Source organism: Allomuricauda sp. NFXS6 (genome assembly GCF_040148835.1).
Lineage (GTDB): Bacteria > Bacteroidota > Bacteroidia > Flavobacteriales > Flavobacteriaceae > Flagellimonas.
Window position 1 is genome coordinate 101687 of sequence record NZ_JAGEMG010000002.1, and the last position, 22805, is coordinate 124491.

Genomic DNA, 22805 nt, shown 5'->3' on the forward strand with positions numbered 1-22805 from the left:
TAATTCTATTTGTTAATTTAGTGTTAATTATATTTGCTTGATTTTAACTTTGGCTTAATCGCAGAGTGTCAAAAATAAATCACTTTTGCAGGGCTAATTAAACACTTAAACACTGAATTAAATGAAAAGAATCTACTTGGCTATTGCGGCAATTTTTGTTTCCGCGATGGCATTTGCACAAGGAACTCTTACTGGTACGGTTACCGATGGTGACCTTGGAGGACCACTACCAGGAGCTACCGTTATGGTGAAGGGAACATCTAACGGAACAACTACCGATTTTGATGGTAATTTTACTATAGAGGTTAAGCAATCCTCTGGAACGTTGGTCATATCATATATGGGTTTCGTTTCCCAATCCATTGCTTTTACTTCCGGAGGTAGCGTGGGAACAATCAATCTTATGCCGGATGCTGAAGAACTTGGAGAAGTTGTAGTGGTTGGTACGGGTATTATCGACCTTGCTTCTGATAGACAAACACCAATCGCAGTTTCGTCTGTGCCTATTAAAACAATCCAAGAGAAAATAGGTACTCAAGATGTTACTATGACATTGGTTAACACACCTTCTGTTTATGTTTCTGGTCAAGCAGGTGGTTTTGGTGATACCAATATGAGAGTAAGGGGATTTGAGCAGGACAACACTGCTTTTCTTTTGAACGGTCAGCCCATCAATGGAATGGAAGATGGTTTGATGTACTGGTCCAATTGGTCTGGTATCAACGATATTGCTTCTGGTATCCAGATTCAAAGAGGACTTGGTTCTTCCAAATTGGCCATTTCATCAGTAGGTGGTACGGTTAACTTTGTGACCAAAGCTACTGAGATGAACGAAGGTGGTTTTGGATATGCAACCGTAGCTAACAACAACTACATCAAAACGTCTGCTGGTTACAATACGGGTATTTCCGATAAAGGTTGGGGTATGAGCGTTATGCTTTCTCACTGGCAAGGTGATGGTTACAACGAAGGTAATTTTGGTGAAGGTCAAACGTATTTCATCTCTGTTGGATACAGACCAAACGACTCACACAACTTTAACTTCTTGATTACCGGCGCTCCACAGTTCCACGATCAAAACTTCACGAAACCAATTTCAGATTATTTGGAGTACGGTCTACGTTACAACAATAACTGGGGAGTATACAACGGTCAATACTTGACTGAAAGAAGAAACTTTTACCACAAGCCTGTCGCCAACTTAAACTGGGACTGGAACATTAACTCAACCACAAACCTATCGACTGTGCTTTATGCCTCTTGGGGTAACGGTGGTGGTACTGGGAACTTGGGTAATCGAATCAGAACAGACGAAGGGCGTATCGACTATGACGCCATTTATGATCAAAATGCGGCAGTACCCAATGGCGATGCCGTAAATTTTGGTGATGACCCAGCTTATATTACTAGAGCTTCTATGAACCTTCATAACTGGTATGGTTTAATTTCAAACCTTGAGAAAAAGCTAGGCGACAACCTAACTTGGAATGTTGGTTTTGATTTAAGAACCTATTATGGTAAACACTTTAGGGTTGTTTCAAATTTCCACGGCTTAAACTCTTGGACAGAAAATATTCGTTTGAGAGATCAAAATAATAACCACGAGCCATATGGCACTTTTGGAACATATAAGTTTGTGACTGCTACTGAATCTTACGAACCTTCTGCTTGGAAGGCTGCATTTACTTCATATCCAGAAGATCAAAAAATAGCTTACAATAACGAAGAGCGTATTTCTTATGGAGGTCTCTTCACGCAATTGGAGTACGCTACTGATACATTCTCAGCTTTTTTCCAAGGTTCCGTTTCAAACCAATATCACCAAAGATTTGATCCATATCAGTACGCAGATGAGTCTCTAATCAATGGAACTTCATCGCAATGGACAGGCGTGCCATTGCCTGCTGATATTGAACCAGGTGTAGATTCTGAAAAGGTGAATAACTTTGGATATAATGCTAAAGCTGGATTTAGTTATAGACCGACTTCTCAGCACAGTTTTTATGTAAATACAGGTTACTACAACCGTCAACCTTACCATGATAACATTTACCTGAACTTTACCAACCAAATTAACCCACTGACCGAGAATGAGAAAATTTTCGGATTGGAGGCTGGATATGGTTACACCAGTTCTATGTTCTCTGCTAATGTTAACCTGTATAGGACTTCATGGAAAGATAGGGTTGCTACTAGTTCTGATATTGTTGACGATGTCGTCACCTATACATCAAACTTCGGTACAGAGCAATTGCACCAAGGTGTGGAAGTGGACTTTAAATTCCGTCCAGTTAGTGGACTTAGTATTAATGGTTTCGCATCTATCGGTGATTGGGTGTACAAAGGTGATGCTGTTACTCAGGTTACCGACGAGGACAGAAACGTTATTAGCTTTGAAGCTGAGGATTATGACGGAGGAAAGGTTGGTGGTGCCGCTCAGACTTCTGGTGGTTTGGGATTTGCCTACAGAATCAACAAAAACTTTTCCGTAGATTCTGATTGGAGGTATTATGCAGATCTTTATTCCGATGTTGGGGCTATTAAGGAGAACCTGGAATTGCCATCATTCAGTTTGTTGGATGCAGGTGTAACCTTTAGTGTGCCTTTGGGAGCTAATAAAACAAAGCAGTTAAAGATAAGAGCTAATATGAATAACGTTCTTGATACGGAATACCTGTCTACACTAACTACTGCAAATTTTGCAGAACCTGGTGACGAGACCTATGAGGGTATTGCTGTTTCCAACCAAGGTTACTTTGGTTTGGGAAGAACTTGGAACGTTACATTGCGTTACGATTTCTAATCAAGCCTTTTGTAAAAAATCAAAAGCCCTTCGCAAAAGCGAGGGGCTTTTTTTATGCCCAAAATTCCGTACTTTTAAGCTCACAAACTATACCTAATGGAAATTATCAAGAACCTACACTCTTATTTGGCCTATGTGGTTTTGGCCGTTTTAGTAATTGCCGTAATCAATGCCATAGCAGGTTGGTTGGGCAAAAAAGACTTTACCATGCAAAAAGACCTTCGTATAAGTCTATTTGCACTAATCTTAAGCCATATTCAACTTTTGGTGGGACTAGTATTGTTCTTTACATCAACCAATGGACTTAAAGCTATCCAAACCTTGGGCATGGGCGGATTGAATGCTCCAGCACGTTTGTTGGCGGTGGAGCATCCTTTTATAAACATTATAGCCTTGGTGCTGATTACCATCGGTTGGTCCCGACACAAAAAATTCATGGAAAGCAATAAAAAGTTCAAGACCATTTCCATTTTCTACGGTTTGGGACTTTTATTGATTTTGAGCCGTATTCCATGGGGGCAGTGGCTGGGATAAAACCAATGTAGCGTCATTCCACGAAGGCAGGAATCTTATTCTTTAACCTCCTTCAACAAAAATACATACGCCGGAAAGTGGTCGCTATACCCAGCCGTATAACTACCGCCCGAATAGGTGCGTAGAGGATAACCTTTAAATCTTCCTTTGTCGGTTCTGATAAAGGCAGGCGCAAAAATGCCCGCTTTCCAGAAGGAAAGCATGGTACGGTCTTCTGTCACCAAATTGGAGGTCATAAATATTTGATCGAACAAGTTCCATTTGTCGCGATACGCTAGCGAACCCACGCCTTTTTTAAACATCGCTTCCATGGGGTTATAGAGGCTTACACTATCCAACTGACGTTTTTTACCCTTCGTTTTCAGTATTTTTTTCAAGCTGTTATCAATAGGATCGTCATTTAAATCGCCCATAGCGATGATTTTCGCATCCAAATCCAATTCCTGAATGGAATCTATAATGCGCTTGTTCAGCAAAGCGGCCCTTACCCGCAACGGCGAACTCTTCGCAGCCCCACCCCTTCGGGAGGGCCAATGGTTCACGATAAAATAGATGTTTTCACGATCCATAGTGCCACCGACCACCAATTGATCGCGAGTGTATTTCCTTTCGCTCATTTCATCAAAAAGTAATAGTCTATGGCTTTTAAAGGAGGATGGAATAAACGATGCCTTTTTATAAAGTAACGCAACATCAATGCCCCGCGCATCAGGGGAATCAAAATGAATGATGCCATAATCCTTCTCTCGTAAATTAGGATGTTGCACTAAATCTTCAATCACATCCAGATTTTCCACCTCACAAAGCCCCACAATATCCGGCGAGGTTTTAGAGATGTCTTCTCCAATTTTAGAGATGACATTGGATAGGTTTTCAACTTTTTGATGATACCGCTCCTCGGTCCAATGGTAACGCCCTTTGGGAGTGCGGTCATCATCAAAAGTAAGGGAATCGTTTACCGTGTCGAACAGGTTTTCGCAGTTGTAAAAAGCAATCGTTCTTAAGGTGTAAGTCTTGGACTTTTGTCCATAAAGTGAGGTCGATATTAATACAAGTAGGCATATTAATAATCGCATTTTATTTTGATTTTGTAGCTAAAATAAGTACAATTGTTCGCTTTTTCGCAGTTTGTACAGCAATTACAACCCCTTTTTTATAAATTAACCTACAATAAGCTATGAGGCTAGCCACGGTATTGGCCATGCTTTGTTGTTGTAAAATGCTGAATGGACAACAAAGTACCCCCGTTACAGGTAAATTGATGGAGAAGGGTTCAAATGCACCCATTTCGAATGCGACAATTACCCTTGAAAGCACTTTCCAAGAATTTACAACAAACCCCAAGGGAGAATTTGAACTTAATATATCCCAAACAGGAGAGCAAATGCTCCAAATTTCGGCTTTGGATTTTATTTCGAAGCGATTCTCGGTCTATTTGGAAGGTAATCCGATTGATTTAGGTGTGATATATCTGGAAAGGGATATTGCGCACGAACAAACGGATAATTTGATTTCACTTACAGATGGCGACCTTTCCGATGATTTTGAATCCATTTCCAGTTCGATGGGATTGTTGCAATCCACTAGAGACATATTTTTGAACCGTGCCGCTTTTGATTTTGGACAAGCCTTTTTTAAAGTCCGTGGTTACGATTCGCGAAACGGTACGGTTCTGATCAACGGAGTTCCCATGAACAAATTTTTTAATGGCAGGCCACAATGGAACAATTGGGGCGGACTAAACGACGTTGTTCGCAATCAGGAATTCACTAATAGTTCAACGTTGAACCCATACACTTTTGGTGGAATTTTGGGCAACACCAACATCAATACCCGACCTTCTGGAATGAGACCAGGATTACGCCTTTCATCATCACTGTCCAATCGCACCTATCGTGGCAGGTTGATGGCCACCTACAATTCAGGAGAAAAGGAAAGTGGATTGGCCTATTCGGTATCCGCTTCAGGCCGTTGGGCCAAAGAAGGCTTCGTGGAGGGTACTTTGTACGACGCTTACTCCTTTTTTGGAGCCGTAGAGTATCAATTCAATCCACAAAACAGCGTCACTTTAACCTCGATTCTTGCGCGCAACCGAAGAGGAAGGTCTTCTGCACTCACGGAAGAAGTTTTTGATTTTATGGGCGGTCAGTACAATCCGTATTGGGGTGAACAGGGTGGTAAAATCCGTAATTCAAGAGAGCGAGAAATTTTTGAGCCTTTATTTCTGCTCAACTATACTTTAGAGAAGAAAAAATTGAATTGGAACATTGGGGTTGCCTATCAAACAGGAATCAATTCAAGGAGTAGGCTTGGGTATTACAATGCACCGAACCCAGACCCAACCTACTACAGATATTTACCCAGTTACCATATCAATAGTTCCATTGGAGCGGATTTCATCAATGCAAATTTGGCAAAAGACGCCTTTTTGGAAAACCCTCAGCTCAGTTGGGAACAGCTTTATATGGCAAATACCAGCAATGGTGAAAAAGCTGCCTACTTACTTTATGATGATGTTGCTCAGAACACAACCATTTCGGGCGCCACTAATGTTAATTATGTGATGAGCGATTTCATCAAATTGGGGTTTGGTGGAAATTATAGAACCACAGCATCGGAGAACTATGCAGAGATTCAAGATTTGTTGGGAGCAACATATCATGAGGATATGGACACCTTCTCCAGCACCTTGAACGATGTTGACGGGGCACTACAGAAAAACGAAGGCGAAAAGTTCAATTATCATTACAATTTAGATGCCTCGCAGCTGGAAGGATTTGCACAAATACAGTTGACCTCTAACAAATGGGATGGATTTCTCTCAGCTTCGTATTCCAGTTTCAATGTGCAGCGCAATGGATTCTTCAAAAACGAACGCTATTTGGAAAATTCCTTAGGACCAGGAGAAAAAGTATCATTCTCCAACTTGGCATATAAGGGCGGATTCACGTATTTCTTGACAGGGAGGCATTGGTTCACGGCCAATGCGGCGATGGTGGAACGGCCACCCATTATTCAAAATTTATTTATTAACCCAAGGGAGAATAACGAGATAGTCCCAGAGCTTCAGAAAGAGGTGGTAAGTAGTCTCGATTTGAACTATTTTGTGCGTTTACCCAGCCTTAGGGGAAGGGTCAGTGCATTTTACACACGGTTTCAACATACAACGGACATCAATTTCTTTTTTGTGGATTCAGGACTCGGCTCCGATTTCGTTCAGGAAGTAATCAAAGGACTCGATAGACTTCATAAAGGCATCGAGTTTGGATTTGAGTACGAAGCATCATCCAGTGTAAAAGTAACTGCTGCCGGAAATGTGGGACATTATGTATATGCCAGCGACCCATCGGTACAGATCAATTTTGATACGGCAAGTGCAGAGGAAGACCTCATTGCTCCCGAAGGAAATATAGATTTGGGCATTGCCACCCTAAAAGATTTAAAATTGGCTCAAGGACCACAAACTGCCCTGGCTTTGGGGGTGTCCTACAGGGCTCCAAAATATTGGTGGATAAGCGGTACAACCAATTATCTCACGAATAATTATAGCAACCTTTCCACTATTACCAGAACGTCTAGTTTTTTGATGGACCCCGAAACGGGCGAACCCTTTCCAGACGCGTCTGATGTGAACGTTTCCAAATTACTAAAGCAAAATAAATTGGATGATATCTATTTGCTCAATCTGGTTGGTGGCAAATCGTGGTTGATCAACGGGAAATACATAAGCTTCTTTGCGAGCATCAATAATGTTTTTGATACGGTTTTCCGCACAGGTGGCTATGAACAGAGCAGGAACGGAAACTATGGGCAGCTGAAACAAGATAATCAGAGTGGTTCGCCCTCTTTCGCTCCAAAATATTGGTACAGCTACGGAAGAACCTATTTTTTGAATTTGGCCATTAGCTTTTAATCCTATTACTTATGAAAAATATACTTATAAAAACTTGTGGAATCATCGGGTTTCTAACCATTTTGTGCTGTGTTGATGGTAGAGAGTTTGATGAAATAGAAGCCAGTTGTGGAACGGATATATCACCCAATATTACTTTTAGCGATTTGGATTCTTTGGTGCAAGATGATGTAATACAGATTCAAGAAGATCTGGTCTTGGAAGGCTATGTAATCTCATCCGACAGGGCGGGGAATTTTTTTGGTGTGCTTTATCTGCAAGATAGATTAAGCAATCCATCAAAAGGACTACAACTCGAAGTTGATGTAAGGGAATCACACTTATTGTTTCCAGCGGGGAGCAAGGTCTTGGTAAAGTTAAAAGACCTCTATTTGGGCAAAAAAGGAAACACTCTTCGAATAGGAAGTGTTTTCTCATCGTTCGGCAACCTTTCCATAGGAAGATTGCCGCGAGGAAAAGTCTTTGACCATCTTGTTGTCTCCTGTGATGGTGAAGGATTCCTGGAGCCTTTGGTGACAACAATTTCTGATATTGATAGTCTGCCATCAAACATATTGGTTCAATTTGAAAACGTAGAGTTTGCAGAGGAAGTTCTAGGCCAAACCTATGCCCTTGCCCAAGAAGAAACCCAACGGTCACTTGTGGACTGTGCAGAAAACGAAATTGTACTTTTAAACAGTGGTTATTCCGATTTTCAGGCGGAACCGTTGCCTGAAACAAATGGTATGCTAACGGCGGTGTTAACAAGGGATGGAAAAACTCCGCAACTAGTGATTAGAACGTTGGAAGATGTGGATTTTACCCAAGAACGTTGCCCAGAAATCATCACCGAGTTCACTTCCAATCAAATTTTTATCTCCGAATTGGCAGACCCCGACAACAATTCCAGCGCCCGTTTTGTGGAACTCTACAATTCAGCATCCGAACCTCTTGATTTAAACTTATGGACACTTCGGCGGTATACCAATGCCAATACCGAGCTAAGTTCTACCATTGACTTATCGGGTTTGATTATTGGCCCAGAAAATACTTTGATCATATCCCCCAATGCAGAGGAATTTGAACTCGTCTATGGATTTGCTCCAGATTTGGGTGTGTCCACAAATAGTCCGGCGGACTCGAATGGCGATGATAATTTGGAATTGGTGGACCCTTTCGGAACCATAATAGACATGTTTGGAGTAATTGGGGAAGATGGTTCGGGAACCAATCACGAATTTGAGGATGGAAGAGCAGTCCGGAACAGCAATATTATGGTAGGCAATCCGGTATACACATTCTCTGAATGGACTATTTTTAATGATACAGGTGATGCGGGAACTACTAAATTACCCCAAAATGCCCCCGAGGATTTTACTCCAGGGGTTCGGGATTAACTTTTAGAATGCTTTATACTTAAACTTTTGTCCACCTACCGATGCATCAGCCATAAGCCCAGCTTTAGGAAGGGCAAAAACCGCTACCCCATCTTTGTATTTGGCATTGAATGCAATGCCCGATTTTAGAGCAACTGCCGAGGTTTCTGCCGCAAATTGGAATTTCTCGGTTTTAAAACGTTGCAGGTCCACATCGGTTTCAAAGAAAATCACCTCAATAATGGCCTGGCCACCCGCTTGCAGTCCAATGTTCAATTTTTTTAGGTCGGCCATTCCCACGGCCTCACCATTTTCGTAAACTACACCATTACCTGAGGCACCTCCTATAATAAATCCACCTTTCCCTACATTGGGAAAGAGGACATAGCCAGCGGAATTTTCGAAGAATCCATCAAGATTGGGTGCCGCCTCCAAAAGCATTGTTTTTGCCTTTTGGGCATCAGCCATTATTTTTTTATCTTTTTTATTCTGGGCTATGGTACTTGTGCCAACCAATAGCACGGCAGCCACTATTAAATATTTTATCTGTTTCATAATCTATGTTTTTTGTGTTCACTCAAAGGTAGAAAACCTAGAAGCTCAATTTTGGAAAGGCTTTGCCAATAATTGTTAAGAAAAGGGAATGAGCTAAGATTTTTTTATATCGAATCTATTTTCCATAGATAACAACTATGTTTTAATAGTATTTTAATATCAAACCTCTATATTAACAGCTAGCATTTTCGTATTTTTAAAATGAATAAAAATCTAATTTTAAACAATATACTATCATGAGTAAAGAATTGGCAAATGGAGCGGACGAAAGTCTATGCCCACATTTAAACGCTATAAACCAAGCAGCTGGAGAAGGAACTTCCAATGACGATTGGTGGCCCGATCAATTGAATTTAGGCATTTTACGCCAACATTCGAACCTTACCAATCCGTTAGGAGAAGATTTTGATTATGTTGAAGCTTTTAAATCCTTGGATTTGGATGCAGTTAAAAAAGATTTGACCGAATTAATGACAGACAGTCAAGATTGGTGGCCTGCGGATTATGGACATTACGGACCTTTCTTTGTTCGTATGACTTGGCACGCTGCCGGTACGTACCGTGTACAGGATGGTCGTGGTGGTGCAGTAGGGGGTCAACAACGTTTTGCGCCCCTGAACAGCTGGCCAGATAACGCCAATTTGGACAAAGCACGCCGTTTGTTGTGGCCAATCAAACAAAAATATGGTAACAAACTTTCTTGGGCCGACCTTTTGGTGCTGACCGGTAATGTAGCTTTGGAATCCATGGGATTCAAAACCTTTGGTTTTGCTGGTGGACGCAAGGATGACTGGGAAGCGGACAAATCCGTAAACTGGGGTCCAGAGAAAGTATGGGTAGGAGATGAGCGCCATGACGAAGAAGGTGTATTGAAAGGTAATCTTGCTGCGGACCATATGGGACTAATTTATGTGAACCCAGCAGGCCCAAATGGAAATCCCGACCCTGCATTGGCCGCAAAGTATATCAGAAATTCTTTTGCAAGAATGGCAATGAACGATGAAGAAACCGTTGCGCTGATTGCTGGCGGACACACTTTTGGTAAAGCACACGGAGCCGGTCCACACGAGCACAAAGGGGTAGAGCCAGAAAGTGCTTCCCTTGCCAATCAAGGTTTTGGTTGGATGAGTGATTTCAAATCAGGAAAAGGACCAGATACCATTACCGATGGAGAGGAAGGTGCTTGGACCAACAATCCCATTAAATGGGATATGGGATTCTTTGAAAATCTATTCAAATATGAATGGGAAAAGACAACAAGCCCTGCAGGCGATGTTCAGTGGCAGCCCAAAAATGGCGAGGGTGCTGGTACCGTAATAGATGCTTACGATCCAAACAAGAAAAACGCACCAATGATGTTCACCACGGACCTTGCGTTGCGAGTTGATCCGCATTACGAAAAAATATCACGCAGATTCTACGAAAACCCTGATGAGTTCGCCGATGCTTTTGCACGTGCGTGGTACAAGTTGACGCACAGGGATATGGGACCAAAAGCCATATTGTACGGACCAGAGGTGCCGGAAGAGGAACTACTGTGGCAAGACCCAATCCCAGAGGCGGATTATAAAATCATTGACGATTCCGATGTAGCCAACTTAAAAGGTAAAATTTTAAGCGCAGGACTGAGTGTATCCGAATTGGTAACTACTGCATGGGCATCAGCATCCACTTTCCGTGGCTCGGATAAACGTGGTGGAGCCAATGGTGGACGAATTCGTTTGGCGCCCCAAATAGATTGGGAGGCCAACAATCCCTCACAGCTGAAAAAAGTATTGAATACTTACGAAGTAATTCAGCAAGGCTTTAATGACGAACAATCAGGAAATAAAAAAGTATCCATCGCAGACCTAATTGTATTGGGTGGAGTTGTAGGTGTAGAAAAAGCGGCAAAAGACGCCGGTCACAATGTTTCTGTGCCATTCACTCCCGGCCGTACCGATGCAACTGCAGAGCAAACCGATGTGGAATCTTTCGGATGGTTGAAACCCGAAGCGGACGGTTTCAGAAACTATTTTGCACCCAGCTTTGAAACCACTCCTGAAAAGATGTTGATCGATAAAGCGGAGCTGTTAACACTTACAGCACCTGAAATGACCGTTCTGTTGGGTGGATTAAGAACTATCAATACCAATTATAATGGTTCCAAACACGGTGTTTTCACGAACAAACCTGGAACGTTGAGCAACGATTTCTTTGTAAACCTTTTGGATATGGGCACCAAGTGGGAACCAACTTCCGAAGCTGAGGAAATGTTTGAAGGTAAAGATGGTAAAACAGGGGAAGCAAAATGGACAGGTACCCGCGTAGATCTTATTTTTGGATCAAACGCAGAGTTGCGCGCTCTCTCAGAACTTTATGCCGGCAGCGATTACAAAGATAAGTTTGTAAAAGACTTTGTTGCTGCATGGACCAAAGTTATGAACTTAGATCGCTTTGACCTGGATTGATCAATTCATTAGAAGTAAAAAAATAGATAAAGAAAATGCGTACAAAGACTGCCATGACCCTCTAGGTTATGGCAGTTTTTTTATAACTTTCACAATGGTTATGGACAATAAAGAAGAACTCTTCAATCAAATACGAAATGGGAACTCCAAAGCTGTGGAGATCCTATTGAATAACAACCCCAAATTTTTGGAGATCCAGGACGAAAGGGGCTCCACACCCTTATTGCTCGCAGCTTATTATGGGCATGTGGATATGGTTGAATTTTTATTGGACAAAGGAGCACAGGTTGATGCTCTTGATGGTTCAGGAAATACGGCGCTCATGGGTGTTTGCTTTAAAGGGTTTACCCCTATTGCGGAAAAATTGATCAATGCCGGGGCCAATGTCAATCAAAAAAATGCAATGGGAGCCACTTGTCTTATTTATGCTGTAACTTTTAATCGTAAAGAAATTGCTGAACTCCTCTTAAAAAATGGAGCGGATGCATCGGTAAAAGATGCAAGGGGTAAAACCGCAATAGATCTTGTTATGGAACAGGGAAATAACGAATTGGAAGACCTCCTAAAAAAATACTAGATGCCCAAAACTTTGAACATTGCCTTGATTCAAACGGATTTGTACTGGGAAGACCCGGTAAGCAACCGAAAAATGTTTGAAGAAAAGATAGCAGCCATCCCTAATAGTGTAGATTTGGTCGTATTGCCAGAAATGTTCACAACAGGGTTTACCATGAGACCGGAAAAGATTGCGCTGTCCGAAAGCGAGGGCTCACTAAACTGGATGAAGCAAATCGCTCACCAACAAAACAAAGCTCTTGTCGGAAGTATGATTTTTCAGGAAAATGAAAAGTTTTTTAACCGCTTGTACTTTATCTCACCACAAGCTGATGTTGAGGTATATGATAAAAAACACACCTTTACCTTGGCAGGAGAAGATGAAGTTTATGAAGCAGGCCGCAAAAAACTGTTATTTGAATACAAAGGATTCAAAATTTGCCCTATGATTTGTTATGATCTACGTTTTCCTGTGTGGTCCAGGAATGCTGAGGATTATGATGTGTTGATTTACGTGGCCAATTGGCCCAAGAAAAGAATTAATGCTTGGGACACGCTTCTTAAGGCAAGGGCCATAGAAAATATGGCCTATTGTATCGGGGTAAACCGAACAGGTTTGGATGGTGTTGATTTTGAATATCCTGGACATTCCGCGGTTTATGATGTGCTGGGCGAACCGTTGGCTTTCTCCAATGACGAAGAGATTCTTTATGCCACGTTGAACAAAGAGCATATTGATTCCACTAGAAAAAAATTAAGGTTTTTGGAAGATCGAGACCGCTTTAGTTTGATAGAATAAAGGTTTCTTCCTTTATCCAGTTGGCCCTGATCTCTATTGCTCCGGGATAATAGCTAATTTCTTCGGGTTGTCTTTTTTCAAGAAAATTGCCGGTGTCCCATTGGCCGTTTCCGTTTTTGTCCAAAACCACGCGTGCTATATAATTACCAGGGCTCAAATTATTGAATTCGAAGGATTGTGGTTCGGCTGCAATGATTTCCCGTTGTACCACTCCTTTTTCGTTGGTAAGTTGTACGATTACCGGATAGTTGACCTCACCTCCCAATATCATGGTTAAATTCCCATAATCCGAAAGACCGCCAGTCGACAAATTATAGTCCAGTGTGTCATTTTGAACACCAAAGAAATCGGTAATGGCACCAGGTAAAAACGAGAAAGAATATTTCTGATTGGGCTCAGCCTCAAAATCAAAATCCACTTTGTTTTTTAAGGTATCGAGCTCAAAGGAATAGTTGGCCGGAATGGTATCGCTGACCATTAGTGAAACCTGGCTTGTGTCCAACGAGGCAATGGGCGTGTTGGCCAACACACTAAAAGTATCCTCAAAATTAAATTTTCCGCTAACCGAGGTGGACAATTTTAAAGAATCCATGGGCAGGTCGCGCATCTTTACCGTAAACGTATCCAAAACTTCCACCTCATCATTTTTTACAGTAAATATAATGGAATCCAAATCCGTCGGGGTAAACCAATAATTCAAGGTATCCTTGTCACGTTCTTTCAAAATAGTGCTCTTAACGGAATCGGGCATTAAGGTCAAAGTTTCAATCTCCATATCCCTGTAATCACCCTGATATCCGAATATAATTTTGTTTTTGGCAGTTAAACTGGGAACCGATGGCTTATAATTCAATTCTTCCTGAAATAGGTTCAATACGTAAATGGAATCCGTTGGCAGCGTAATGGTATCCTCGATAAAACCAATCTTATCCTGTGCCTGATTAAACATATTATTTTTGTTCACATCCTTTAAACCGAACAAGGCATATTTTCCACCTTTTAGGTTTTTCAGTTCAAAAAAAGGCAAACTATCCCCAGTATTTGTAATGTATAGCGGAGGTTCTTTATAAATGGTAGAATCGGTATAGGCACTGTCTATTTCATAAAGCATTACACTTATAAACTCATCTGCTTTTCTATTGATGGCATCTTTTACGGCTCCGTTAAGGGTGAGTGAATCCAAATAATCCCCAGTCGAGAAAACGTAAGTTAAAAAGCTGTTGGGATTTCCCTCGTTGTTGTCCACAATACTTTGGCCAAAATTAATGGTATATGTAGTGTTTTCACGAAGCGTATCGTTGATAACCACCTCAATATATTTACTTGGACCGCCCATGGGCGTTATTGTGGCCGGATTTTTAAAAGGAGGGGATACCACCAATTGATTCTGTACGTCTTCAAGCTTGATAAGCTCATCAAAGTAAAGGCGAATCTTTTCTGATTTGAAATTAATGGTAAAATTTTCAGGTTCGGCGCGCACCAATTTTGGCGGGGTGACATCTTTTGGGCCACCGCTTGGGGAACCTCGTTTGGCACATTGCCAAAGGGCAAGAACCGTAAAGGCAACAAAAAGAAATCCCAGCATCTTTTTTAAATACACCATACCTAAAAATAATGTGGAACAAAGAAACAACTAATTTGAAAACTGGGACGCCGCATTAATAAATTTTAACCCTCCGGTACCATGGCCATGCTTAACACGGAAACCTCTATATTTTTATGCCGGAGAAGTGTTTGTGCACACGACTCAATGGTTGCTCCGGTAGTGATAACATCGTCCACCAAGAGCACGTGCTTAAAATCCCGTTTGTTTGATGCATCCAGTTCAAAGGCATCTTTGGAACTTTCCCATCGCCATTGACGGCCTTTTTTGGTCTGGGTCTTTATGTTTTTCACTTTTATCAACCAATCATCGCAATAGGTTGCGCCAATATTATCTGCTATTTTTTGGGTAAAAAGCGCTACCTGATTATAACCCCGTTTTTTCTGTTTTTTGGAATGCAAAGGAACAGGTACAACAACATCAATGTTCTTTAATTGTCCATTTTCTTTTAAATAGGCTCCGCACCAGTCACCAAAAAAGCCTCCAATTTGTTCCTGATTTTTATATTTCAACCAATGCAATAAACTTTTTACGAGTCCATTTTTGGAGAAAAAAACGAAAGAAGCAGCTTTTTTTATCGGAACCCTACCATAAAATATGCGATCCACTGCGTTTTCTTCCAGATAGTTATGATCGGTGAGCGGCACATCATGTCGACAAACGGTACACAAAATACGTTCTCCCCTAAATAATTGCGTATTACATCCAAAACATACCCTTGGCAATAGGATGTTGTTAATCTCGTTTATTATCTTAGCCAACCTTTTTGGTGTCAAATCTTATACATTTTTTAGCGTAGTATGTCAACCCCATGAACTCCCAAGATAACAATTTCAATTACAAAATTATCTTTGCCGCAATGGCCGCGGTAATTGTAGGGATTCTTATTGCCTTTTATTACAGCTACGCACAATCCAAAAACCAAATGATTTATCTGGAAGAGGAGAAATCTCTTTTGGTAAAAGATTTAACACTTATGCGAGCCGAGGTAGATCGGTTATCAGGCTTGAACGAAGTCAACGAAATCGAATTGCAAACCTCTCGTTTTAGGGTACAGCAACTCTTGGATTCGGTTGGCAGGTTGAACTTCAGCATCACCAAATTAAAGGAAACCAGAAAGGAACTACGTAAATTGGAATTGCGGTTTGACAGTCTAAAACTCAAGAACAACTTTTTGCGATATAACAACAGCTTGCTTGCAAGCAAGTATGACGAAACCCTAAAGCAGTTGGAAGAGCTTCGAGGCAGGGCCAGCAATATGCAACAAACGGAATCGTTGTTGCGGGAGACCAATAAGGAACTTACTAGGGAACTACGAATAAAAAGCTATCTAAAACTGCAGGATGCCGAGGGAAGCGGATTTAGGCTCAGGGCAGGTAGGCCTATTAAAACGAATAAGGCATCGGTAATAGAAAAGCTAAGGGGATGTGTCACTATTTTGAGCGATCCCAGTTCCGATGGCGACATAAAAGTACTCTACTTACAATTTTTGGACCCGAACATGGCCGTTATCGAAGATAATGCCAATACCATTTCGGTGAGTGGCAATACCTATAGCAAAAAGGTGGAAATCGTGTACACAGGAAAAGAAATCAGTGTTTGTGATGCCATTACCGTTCCCGAGGGCTCGTTGGCAGAGGGAATTTATACCCTTAATGTGTTCGAGGACGAAAGATTGCTCTCTTCTACTGAATTTCAGCTGAAATAACATACTTCTTTTTGGGTAAAATTCTATTTTTGCCCAATGGCAAATCAGGAAGACATTTTTAAGAAGGTTATCTCACACGCAAAGGAGTATGGATATGTATTTCAATCCAGTGAGATCTATGATGGACTCAGTGCAGTTTACGACTACGGTCAAAACGGTGCCGAGCTAAAGAAAAATATTCGCGAATATTGGTGGAAGGCCATGGTGCAGCTCAATGAGAATATTGTGGGCATCGATGCTGCCATATTTATGCATCCCACCACTTGGAAAGCCTCGGGCCACGTTGATGCTTTCAATGACCCGCTGATAGATAACAAGGATTCCAAAAAAAGATACCGTGCGGATGTTTTGATCGAGGATTATGTGGCCAAGATCGAAGCCAAAATCGAAAAGGAAGTAAACAAGGCGGCCAAGCGATTTGGTGATAGCTTTGACAAAGAACAATTCCTTGCGACCAACAATAGGGTAATTGGGTATCAGGAAAAGGCTGATTCCATTCTTAAAAGAATGGGGAAATCCTTGGAGAATGAAGATTTGGCCGATGTAAAGGCCTTGATCGAGGAATTGGAGATTGCCTGTCCGCTTTCTGGATCTAAAAATTGGACCGATGTCAAGCAGTTCAACCTGATGTTCGGCACCAAACTCGGAGCTTCAGCCGATAGTGCCATGGACCTGTATCTTCGTCCTGAAACCGCACAAGGTATATTTGTGAACTTTTTGAACGTACAGAAAACCGGAAGGATGAAAATTCCGTTTGGAATTGCCCAAACAGGAAAGGCCTTCCGTAATGAGATTGTGGCCCGTCAGTTTATTTTCCGAATGCGAGAGTTTGAGCAGATGGAGATGCAATTCTTTATAAAACCGGGCACCCAAATGGAGTGGTACGAAGCCTGGAAGGAAAAACGGATGAAGTGGCACCTTTCACTTGGAATGGGCGCGGACAATTACCGTTTCCACGATCATGAAAAATTGGCCCACTACGCCGATGCTGCTGCCGATATCGAATTTAGGTTCCCATTCGGGTTCAAAGAGTTGGAAGGTATCCACTCCCGAACCGATTTTGATTTGAGCAAGCATGAGGAATACTCGGGCAAGAAACTTCAATATTTTGACCATGAGGAAAACAAGAGCTATACGCCTTATGTGTTGGAAACTTCCATAGGATTAGATCGTATGTTCTTGGCGGTGTTCTCCAATGCATTGCAAGAAGAAGAACTTGAAAATGGTTCAACGCGTACTGTACTTAAGATTCCGGCAGTTCTTGCGCCTAACAAGGTAGCTGTACTCCCATTGTTGAAAAGGGATGGACTTCCCGAAGTTGCACAAAAATTGGTGGATGAGCTAAAATGGGATTTCAATGTGGATTATGATGAAAAGGATGCCGTAGGCCGTCGTTACCGTCGTCAAGATGCAGCGGGAACACCATTCTGTGTTACGGTGGACCATCAAACATTGGAAGACGATACGGTAACTATCCGTTACAGGGATTCCATGGAACAAAGTCGTGTAAAACTTTCAGAGGTGAAGGACATCATCTCCAAAGAAGTGGATATGCGTTACTGGTTACAGAAAATCTAAGGTTTTTAGAACAATCCTGTAATTTCCCCTTCATCGTTAATGTCAATACCTTCGGATGATGGATGTGCCGGCAATCCCGGCATACGCATAATGTTGCCCGTAATTGGGATTAGAAAACCAGCCCCAACCGCAATTTCAATCTCTCGTACCGTGATGATAAAATCCTTTGGCCTGCCCAACAATTTGGGATTGTCGGACAATGATTTTTGTGTCTTGGCAATGCAAACGGGCAATTCATCTAGACCAAGGTCTGCGATTTTTCTAAGGTCAGCTTTGGCTTTGGCAGTGTAGTCCACGTATTCAGCACCATATATTTCTGTAGCGATAGTGGCTATTTTATCTTTCACGGTAGATTTCCAATCATAAAGTGGTTTGAATTGCGAAGCTTTGGATTCTACGATTTCAATAACTGATTTGGCCAGATCTTCTGCACCTTCACCACCTTTGGCCCACACATTGGCAACGGCTACTCGAACACCTTTGGATACCGCTAAAGCCTTGATGACCGCAATTTCTTCATCCGTGTCCGAAACAAATTTATTGATGGCAATTACGGGAACAACGTTAAATTTAGCGATGTTTTCCAAGTGTTTTTCCAAATTGGGAAGCCCTTTTTTCAAGGCCTCTACGTTGGGTTCGGTCAAGGATTTTAAATCGGCGCCACCATGGTACTTTAACGCACGAATAGTTGTGGTAAGCACAACGGCCTTGGGCTTTAAACCAGCACTTTGGCATTTAATATCGAAGAATTTTTCGGCACCCAAATCAAATCCAAATCCGGCTTCTGTCACCGTGTACTCAGAATGGGACATCCCCATCAAAGTGGCAAGTACAGAGTTGGTCCCCTGGGCTATATTGGCAAAAGGCCCTCCGTGAATAATGGCTGGGTTCCCCTCTATGGTCTGTACCAAATTGGGCTTAATGGCATCTTTTAACAAAGCCGCCATGGCACCTTCAGCTTTCAGATCTTTGGCATAAATGGGTTCTTTGTCGAAAGTGTACCCCACGAATATATTTCCTAAGCGTTCTTTTAAATCACTAAGACTTTCTGCCAAACAAAGTATGGCCATAATTTCAGAAGCAGCGGTAATATCAAAACCGGTTTCCCGCGGCACGCCCGAGGTTGTGCCACCCAGCCCTACAATTATATGGCGAAGGGAACGGTCGTTCATGTCCATCACGCGTTTCCAACCTATGGTTCTTGGATCTAATCTTAAGGAATTGGTTTTGCTCTGAATATTGTTGTCGATAATGGCCGATAATAGGTTGTGTGCCTTTTCAATGGCGGCAAAATCACCCGTAAAGTGCAGGTTGATGTCTTCCATGGGCAACACTTGGGAGTATCCTCCTCCGGTGGCACCCCCTTTAATTCCGAAGACGGGACCAAGGGACGGTTCCCGTAAAACCACGGTTGATTTTTTCCCCAAGCGGTTCAGCCCTTCGGAAAGCCCGATGGACATCGTGGTTTTTCCTTCTCCTGCGGGAGTGGGGGAAATGGCCGATACCAGAATAAGATTACTTTCTTTAGCTTTTTCTCGATTTATTGCTTTTAAGGGAAGTTTAGCCTTGTATTTCCCGAACATTTCAATGTGTTCTGGGTCGATTCCAAATTTTTCTGCAATGGTAGCGATGTGTTTTAAAGAAACACCTTTGGCGATTTGTAAATCATTCATAGTTTAGTTTTTATGCGCAAGGAAAGGATGTATTCTTCCCATAATTGCTATACAAGATACATAATCGAGCGAGTAAAACTATGATAATTGTAAGTCTGTCAGGGCTATTCCACCCGTTTGCCTTCGGTGGTAAACGATAGGCCTTGTTGTCCCGAGGTGGAAATCATCACCCCTTCAAAATAGGGTTCGTGAGAATTTGGTTTTATGGACCAATCAAAAAGGAAGTTGGCTCCGGTACCCCCTTCTTGATCCTTTTCGTCAATCACAATTTCGACGGTTTCCATGGGTTTGATGTAGATAGGTTCATCAAAATAGGTTCTTATAGGATTGCCCTTGGTATCAAAATATTCAGCTTTATTAATGTAAATGGTATCCTTCAGGTTGGTATTGCGCATACTTATAGTACTGGTAAGATTGTGTGTACGGTGTTCCGTCTCACTATAAATCTCAGAATACACGGAGAGATATGAAGTGCCGGTCAACAAAGAATCTGTTTGGGAAATGTTGGCCATCCTATTGTTCCAATTTACCGGGTCAATTGAGCTCACTTCCTTCTTGGTTTTTTCGGTACAGGAAAAAATCAGCATTAAAAACAGAAAAGAAACCCAATTTCGTATCATATGCTTTGCAATTGGAAACTAAGATACGGATTACTCACAAACCCATTCAAAGCATTTTTTATTTGATGAGCTATGTTGCTTGCTTTTTGAATAACAGATAAGAATATACTACAGGAACCAACACCATTACTGCTATGATGGTCATAAAAATGATAAAATTGGTACGTTCATCAAAAATTAGGCTGGATAGAATGACAAGCAAACCGCCTGCGAACCATATTTTGCCTCCCAATTTGTGGGTTTCTTTCCAAACGCTTTCGTTTTCCAAGGTCCAAGGCGTTCGTATACCGATAAAATAATTGGCCTTGATGGTTTTGAAATAGTTTCCGAGTAGGATAAAAAGTACGCCGCACAGCAATAGAATATAATTGGGATTGGCAAAAGATTGATTTTTTGCAGTGTATATGATAAATAATGCCAAAACCGACATAAAGGTGGTAATGACCCATTTTAAGGTATCGTATTTTTTTCCCATTTTTTGGATTTGCTTTTTCGGGTCGATATGTGGCACGGCCAAAAAAATCACATAGATCAATAGGGAGGTCATGATCGGAATTAGGATAAGTTCCGATTTATCACCATATCGGTCCACCTCGCCCTTAATGTTATAGTGCAAGGGCACTTGGGCGGGCAATTGGTTCCAAACGTATGCCAAGTACAAAAAGGGCAGCAATACAATCCCGATGAGCGGTAATTCTTTTTTAAGGTTCATCATTTATTTTTTAAGGGTTAGTATCCAGTTAAGCAAATCTTCTAAAATGGTGGTGTTCAGGGAATATTCTACAAACTGTCCTTTTTTTTCGCTGATGACCAGGTCGGCTTGTCTTAAAATATCCAAGTGGTGCGAAATACTGGGTTTTGAAATATGAAACCGTTCGGCAATTTCTCCCGCATTCATATCCTTTTCTTTAAGGAGTTCCACAATTTGCCTGCGTGTTTCATCATTTAGGGCCTTGAACAACGAATTCATTTATATTGTTTAGTTATTTAGGTAAATATCTAAATAAAATAGAATATTTCAAAACTATTTATTGATAAACAGATGTTTAGGAAGATGGGTTATGATGCTCTGGTTTCAGCATCTTATAATCATAAAATGGATGAGACCCTGAACTGAATTCAGGGTGATGGAAATAACAATCTAACTATTCCTAAATTATTTACTTTATCCCATACAATGCCTTACCCGCTTCTTCATATTTATCGCCCTCTTTCCAAAATAGTTTTTTGGAACTGTTGGCAATCAATCGACCCGAATATACATAACCTTGGTAGAACTTTAGGAGGTAGTCGTAGTCCAGGCTATCTGCTTCATCGTCGGCCTGGTGATAGTATTTCATAATCTCGTCATTAAAACTATGAAAGCCCGTGGAGTAGGTGGGCGCCGGAACCCCTTTTTTTGCAAAACTGACATTATCGCTTCGATCAAAAAGCCCTTGTTCCGGGGCAGGATCGCCAATGGCCTTTAGTCCAAATGCACCGGCACCCTCAATAATCAAATCTTCTGCATTGGTACGTTCCAAACCTATTATGGTAGCCAAAGAGGTGTCGTTATATCCTCCGCCATCGGTATTGAAGCAATACGAAACTTTGTGCAGCGGAATCATGGGGTGTTCTGCGTAATATTGACTTCCCAATAATCCTTTTTCTTCTGCCGTGAACAAAATGAACAAGGCCGAACGCTTGGTTGGATACTTCCCCAAATTTTCCAGCATGGACAACACCGCGGTAACCCCGATGTTGTTGTCGCGTGCACCATTATAAATGGAATCGCCTTCAGTATTGGGTTGTCCGACTCCTACGTGGTCGTAGTGGGCGGAGTAAATAACATATTCTTTTTTAAGTATGGGGTCGGTACCTTCGATGATACCCACCACATTTTGGGTATGCAGTATAGCTTCGGTCTGTCCGTCCGATTTTAAATTATAAGATAGCTGCATGTCTTTTGTAAACCCTGGATCATTAGACTTTGTATTCACCCAAGCATGCGGCATTTCGGAAGATTCAAGCGCATCTTCAGCATCCTTCACTTCGGTTCGAGCATCGATATAGTGTTTTAAACGGCTCCACATGCCTTCATCAAACTGTACTAGCTCTAGTAGTCCTTTGGCATCCATAGCTTTGGCACGCTCCACCTTTTCCCTGCTGCTTCGAAACATTTGGCCAGGATCTTGTCCTGCTCCGTTTCCCCCAAGTACCACTACCATCTTTCCAGAAACGGTCATGCGTTTAAAATCATTTTCGGTACCATAACCTAAAAAGACTGCTTCGCCGGACTGCTCTATTGCCGGCATTTTAAAAGACGCTTGCAAGGGATAGTTGACTCCGTTCAAACTTAGTTCTACAAAATTTGGCGCACCTGTTTTTACGAGATCAAATTTTTGATAGTAAGAATCCGTGCCTGGAACCGGTTGGGCACCAAACCTTCTCAATTGGTTGGCCAAATAACTGGCGGCTATCTTGTTGCCCCTAGTGCCGGCTTCACGACCCTCCAAAAGGTCGTCCGATAAAAATTTGATGTGGCTTTCAATCGTATTTTTGCTAACGGTGCTAGCTGCTTTCTCTTTGTCTGATTGGGCGTAAATAGCTATTGCAAACATTGAAAAAGCTAAACAGAGTACAAATGATTTTTTCATAGGGATTTAATAAGTGGTGCTGA

The 22805-nt window shown here is 41.8% G+C and carries 18 protein-coding genes; 9 read left to right on the forward strand and 9 right to left on the reverse strand.

What is annotated here, in order from left to right; all coding sequences use genetic code 11:
- The first annotated feature begins 121 nt into the window (after positions 1–121).
- Together J4E06_RS03775 and J4E06_RS03780 are read left to right on the forward strand one after the other, a co-directional pair.
- Complete coding sequence (locus J4E06_RS03775; protein WP_349522708.1) at positions 122–2803, forward strand: TonB-dependent receptor; 2682 nt, start codon at positions 122–124, stop codon at positions 2801–2803.
- 96 nt (positions 2804–2899) lie between these two features.
- The gene (locus J4E06_RS03780) at positions 2900–3337 is read left to right on the forward strand and encodes a hypothetical protein (protein WP_349522709.1); all 438 of its coding nucleotides are present in this window, start codon (positions 2900–2902) and stop codon (positions 3335–3337) included.
- Between the two features lie 35 nt (positions 3338–3372).
- Here the strand turns inward: J4E06_RS03780 and J4E06_RS03785 are convergent, their stop codons facing one another.
- A complete protein-coding gene (locus J4E06_RS03785; protein WP_349522710.1) occupies positions 3373–4413 on the reverse strand; it encodes an endonuclease/exonuclease/phosphatase family protein in 1041 nt (346 codons plus the stop codon).
- A 101-nt stretch (positions 4414–4514) separates the two neighbouring features.
- Between J4E06_RS03785 and J4E06_RS03790 the strand changes: the two genes are divergently transcribed.
- Positions 4515–7250, forward strand: coding sequence for a carboxypeptidase-like regulatory domain-containing protein (locus J4E06_RS03790; RefSeq protein WP_349522711.1), 2736 nt, complete (start codon positions 4515–4517; stop codon positions 7248–7250).
- A gap of 11 nt (positions 7251–7261) precedes the next feature.
- A complete protein-coding gene (locus J4E06_RS03795) occupies positions 7262–8626 on the forward strand; it encodes a DUF5689 domain-containing protein (RefSeq protein ID WP_349522712.1) in 1365 nt (454 codons plus the stop codon).
- 3 nt (positions 8627–8629) lie between these two features.
- Here the strand turns inward: J4E06_RS03795 and J4E06_RS03800 are convergent, their stop codons facing one another.
- Positions 8630–9160: a lipid-binding SYLF domain-containing protein gene (locus J4E06_RS03800; RefSeq protein WP_349522713.1), complete on the reverse strand. Its 531-nt coding sequence runs from the start codon at positions 9158–9160 to the stop codon at positions 8630–8632.
- Between the two features lie 236 nt (positions 9161–9396).
- Here J4E06_RS03800 and katG point away from each other — a divergent pair, with 236 nt between their 5' ends.
- From katG to J4E06_RS03815, 3 genes are all read left to right on the forward strand, one after another.
- Positions 9397–11610, forward strand: a complete 2214-nt coding sequence (gene katG / locus J4E06_RS03805) for a catalase/peroxidase HPI (protein WP_349522714.1) — start codon at positions 9397–9399, stop codon at positions 11608–11610.
- Between the two features lie 100 nt (positions 11611–11710).
- A complete protein-coding gene (locus J4E06_RS03810; RefSeq protein ID WP_349522715.1) occupies positions 11711–12187 on the forward strand; it encodes an ankyrin repeat domain-containing protein in 477 nt (158 codons plus the stop codon).
- Positions 12188–12964 carry a nitrilase family protein gene (locus J4E06_RS03815; protein ID WP_349522716.1) on the forward strand — a complete coding sequence of 259 codons (777 nt, stop codon included), beginning with the start codon at positions 12188–12190 and terminating at the stop codon, positions 12962–12964.
- On the opposite strand, the gene J4E06_RS03820 is transcribed toward J4E06_RS03815, so the two are convergent.
- Both J4E06_RS03820 and J4E06_RS03825 read right to left on the reverse strand, forming a co-directional pair.
- Positions 12948–14549: an Ig-like domain-containing protein gene (locus tag J4E06_RS03820; protein ID WP_349522717.1), complete on the reverse strand. Its 1602-nt coding sequence runs from the start codon at positions 14547–14549 to the stop codon at positions 12948–12950. The genes J4E06_RS03815 and J4E06_RS03820 overlap by 17 nt on opposite strands.
- An 83-nt stretch (positions 14550–14632) precedes the next feature.
- Positions 14633–15328 (reverse strand): ComF family protein, encoded by a 696-nt coding sequence (locus J4E06_RS03825; RefSeq protein ID WP_349522718.1) that lies wholly within the window; start codon positions 15326–15328, stop codon positions 14633–14635.
- Positions 15329–15378: 50 nt separating this feature from the next.
- Between J4E06_RS03825 and J4E06_RS03830 the strand changes: the two genes are divergently transcribed.
- Positions 15379–16275, forward strand: coding sequence for a DUF8428 domain-containing protein (locus J4E06_RS03830; protein ID WP_349522719.1), 897 nt, complete (start codon positions 15379–15381; stop codon positions 16273–16275).
- A gap of 36 nt (positions 16276–16311) precedes the next feature.
- Positions 16312–17853 carry a glycine--tRNA ligase gene (locus J4E06_RS03835; RefSeq protein WP_349522720.1) on the forward strand — a complete coding sequence of 514 codons (1542 nt, stop codon included), beginning with the start codon at positions 16312–16314 and terminating at the stop codon, positions 17851–17853.
- A 5-nt stretch (positions 17854–17858) separates the two neighbouring features.
- On the opposite strand, the gene J4E06_RS03840 is transcribed toward J4E06_RS03835, so the two are convergent.
- From J4E06_RS03840 to J4E06_RS03860, 5 genes are all read right to left on the reverse strand, one after another.
- Positions 17859–19526 carry a formate--tetrahydrofolate ligase gene (locus J4E06_RS03840; protein ID WP_349522721.1) on the reverse strand — a complete coding sequence of 556 codons (1668 nt, stop codon included), beginning with the start codon at positions 19524–19526 and terminating at the stop codon, positions 17859–17861.
- A 104-nt stretch (positions 19527–19630) separates the two neighbouring features.
- Complete coding sequence (locus J4E06_RS03845) at positions 19631–20146, reverse strand: DUF3124 domain-containing protein (RefSeq protein ID WP_349522722.1); 516 nt, start codon at positions 20144–20146, stop codon at positions 19631–19633.
- A 70-nt stretch (positions 20147–20216) separates the two neighbouring features.
- Positions 20217–20861, reverse strand: coding sequence for an SdpI family protein (locus J4E06_RS03850; protein ID WP_349522723.1), 645 nt, complete (start codon positions 20859–20861; stop codon positions 20217–20219).
- Positions 20862–21116, reverse strand: a complete 255-nt coding sequence (locus J4E06_RS03855; RefSeq protein WP_349522724.1) for an autorepressor SdpR family transcription factor — start codon at positions 21114–21116, stop codon at positions 20862–20864.
- 190 nt (positions 21117–21306) lie between these two features.
- Positions 21307–22782 carry a M28 family peptidase gene (locus tag J4E06_RS03860; RefSeq protein WP_349522725.1) on the reverse strand — a complete coding sequence of 492 codons (1476 nt, stop codon included), beginning with the start codon at positions 22780–22782 and terminating at the stop codon, positions 21307–21309.
- Positions 22783–22805: the final 23 nt, after the last annotated feature.

Bases quoted from the DNA above. Each gene is read 5' to 3' on its own strand.
- J4E06_RS03790 (WP_349522711.1), top strand. From the start codon at position 4,515: ATGAGGCTAGCCACGGTATTGGCCATGCTTTGTTGTTGTAAAATGCTG.
- J4E06_RS03860 (WP_349522725.1), bottom strand. From the start codon at position 22,782: ATGAAAAAATCATTTGTACTCTGTTTAGCTTTTTCAATGTTTGCAATA.
- katG (WP_349522714.1), top strand. From the start codon at position 9,397: ATGAGTAAAGAATTGGCAAATGGAGCGGACGAAAGTCTATGCCCACAT.
- J4E06_RS03845 (WP_349522722.1), bottom strand. From the start codon at position 20,146: ATGATACGAAATTGGGTTTCTTTTCTGTTTTTAATGCTGATTTTTTCC.
- J4E06_RS03830 (WP_349522719.1), top strand. From the start codon at position 15,379: ATGAACTCCCAAGATAACAATTTCAATTACAAAATTATCTTTGCCGCA.
- J4E06_RS03775 (WP_349522708.1), top strand. From the start codon at position 122: ATGAAAAGAATCTACTTGGCTATTGCGGCAATTTTTGTTTCCGCGATG.
- J4E06_RS03780 (WP_349522709.1), top strand. From the start codon at position 2,900: ATGGAAATTATCAAGAACCTACACTCTTATTTGGCCTATGTGGTTTTG.
- J4E06_RS03820 (WP_349522717.1), bottom strand. From the start codon at position 14,549: ATGCTGGGATTTCTTTTTGTTGCCTTTACGGTTCTTGCCCTTTGGCAA.
- J4E06_RS03840 (WP_349522721.1), bottom strand. From the start codon at position 19,526: ATGAATGATTTACAAATCGCCAAAGGTGTTTCTTTAAAACACATCGCT.
- J4E06_RS03815 (WP_349522716.1), top strand. From the start codon at position 12,188: ATGCCCAAAACTTTGAACATTGCCTTGATTCAAACGGATTTGTACTGG.
- J4E06_RS03855 (WP_349522724.1), bottom strand. From the start codon at position 21,116: ATGAATTCGTTGTTCAAGGCCCTAAATGATGAAACACGCAGGCAAATT.
- J4E06_RS03850 (WP_349522723.1), bottom strand. From the start codon at position 20,861: ATGATGAACCTTAAAAAAGAATTACCGCTCATCGGGATTGTATTGCTG.
- J4E06_RS03795 (WP_349522712.1), top strand. From the start codon at position 7,262: ATGAAAAATATACTTATAAAAACTTGTGGAATCATCGGGTTTCTAACC.
- J4E06_RS03810 (WP_349522715.1), top strand. From the start codon at position 11,711: ATGGACAATAAAGAAGAACTCTTCAATCAAATACGAAATGGGAACTCC.
- J4E06_RS03800 (WP_349522713.1), bottom strand. From the start codon at position 9,160: ATGAAACAGATAAAATATTTAATAGTGGCTGCCGTGCTATTGGTTGGC.
- J4E06_RS03835 (WP_349522720.1), top strand. From the start codon at position 16,312: ATGGCAAATCAGGAAGACATTTTTAAGAAGGTTATCTCACACGCAAAG.
- J4E06_RS03785 (WP_349522710.1), bottom strand. From the start codon at position 4,413: ATGCGATTATTAATATGCCTACTTGTATTAATATCGACCTCACTTTAT.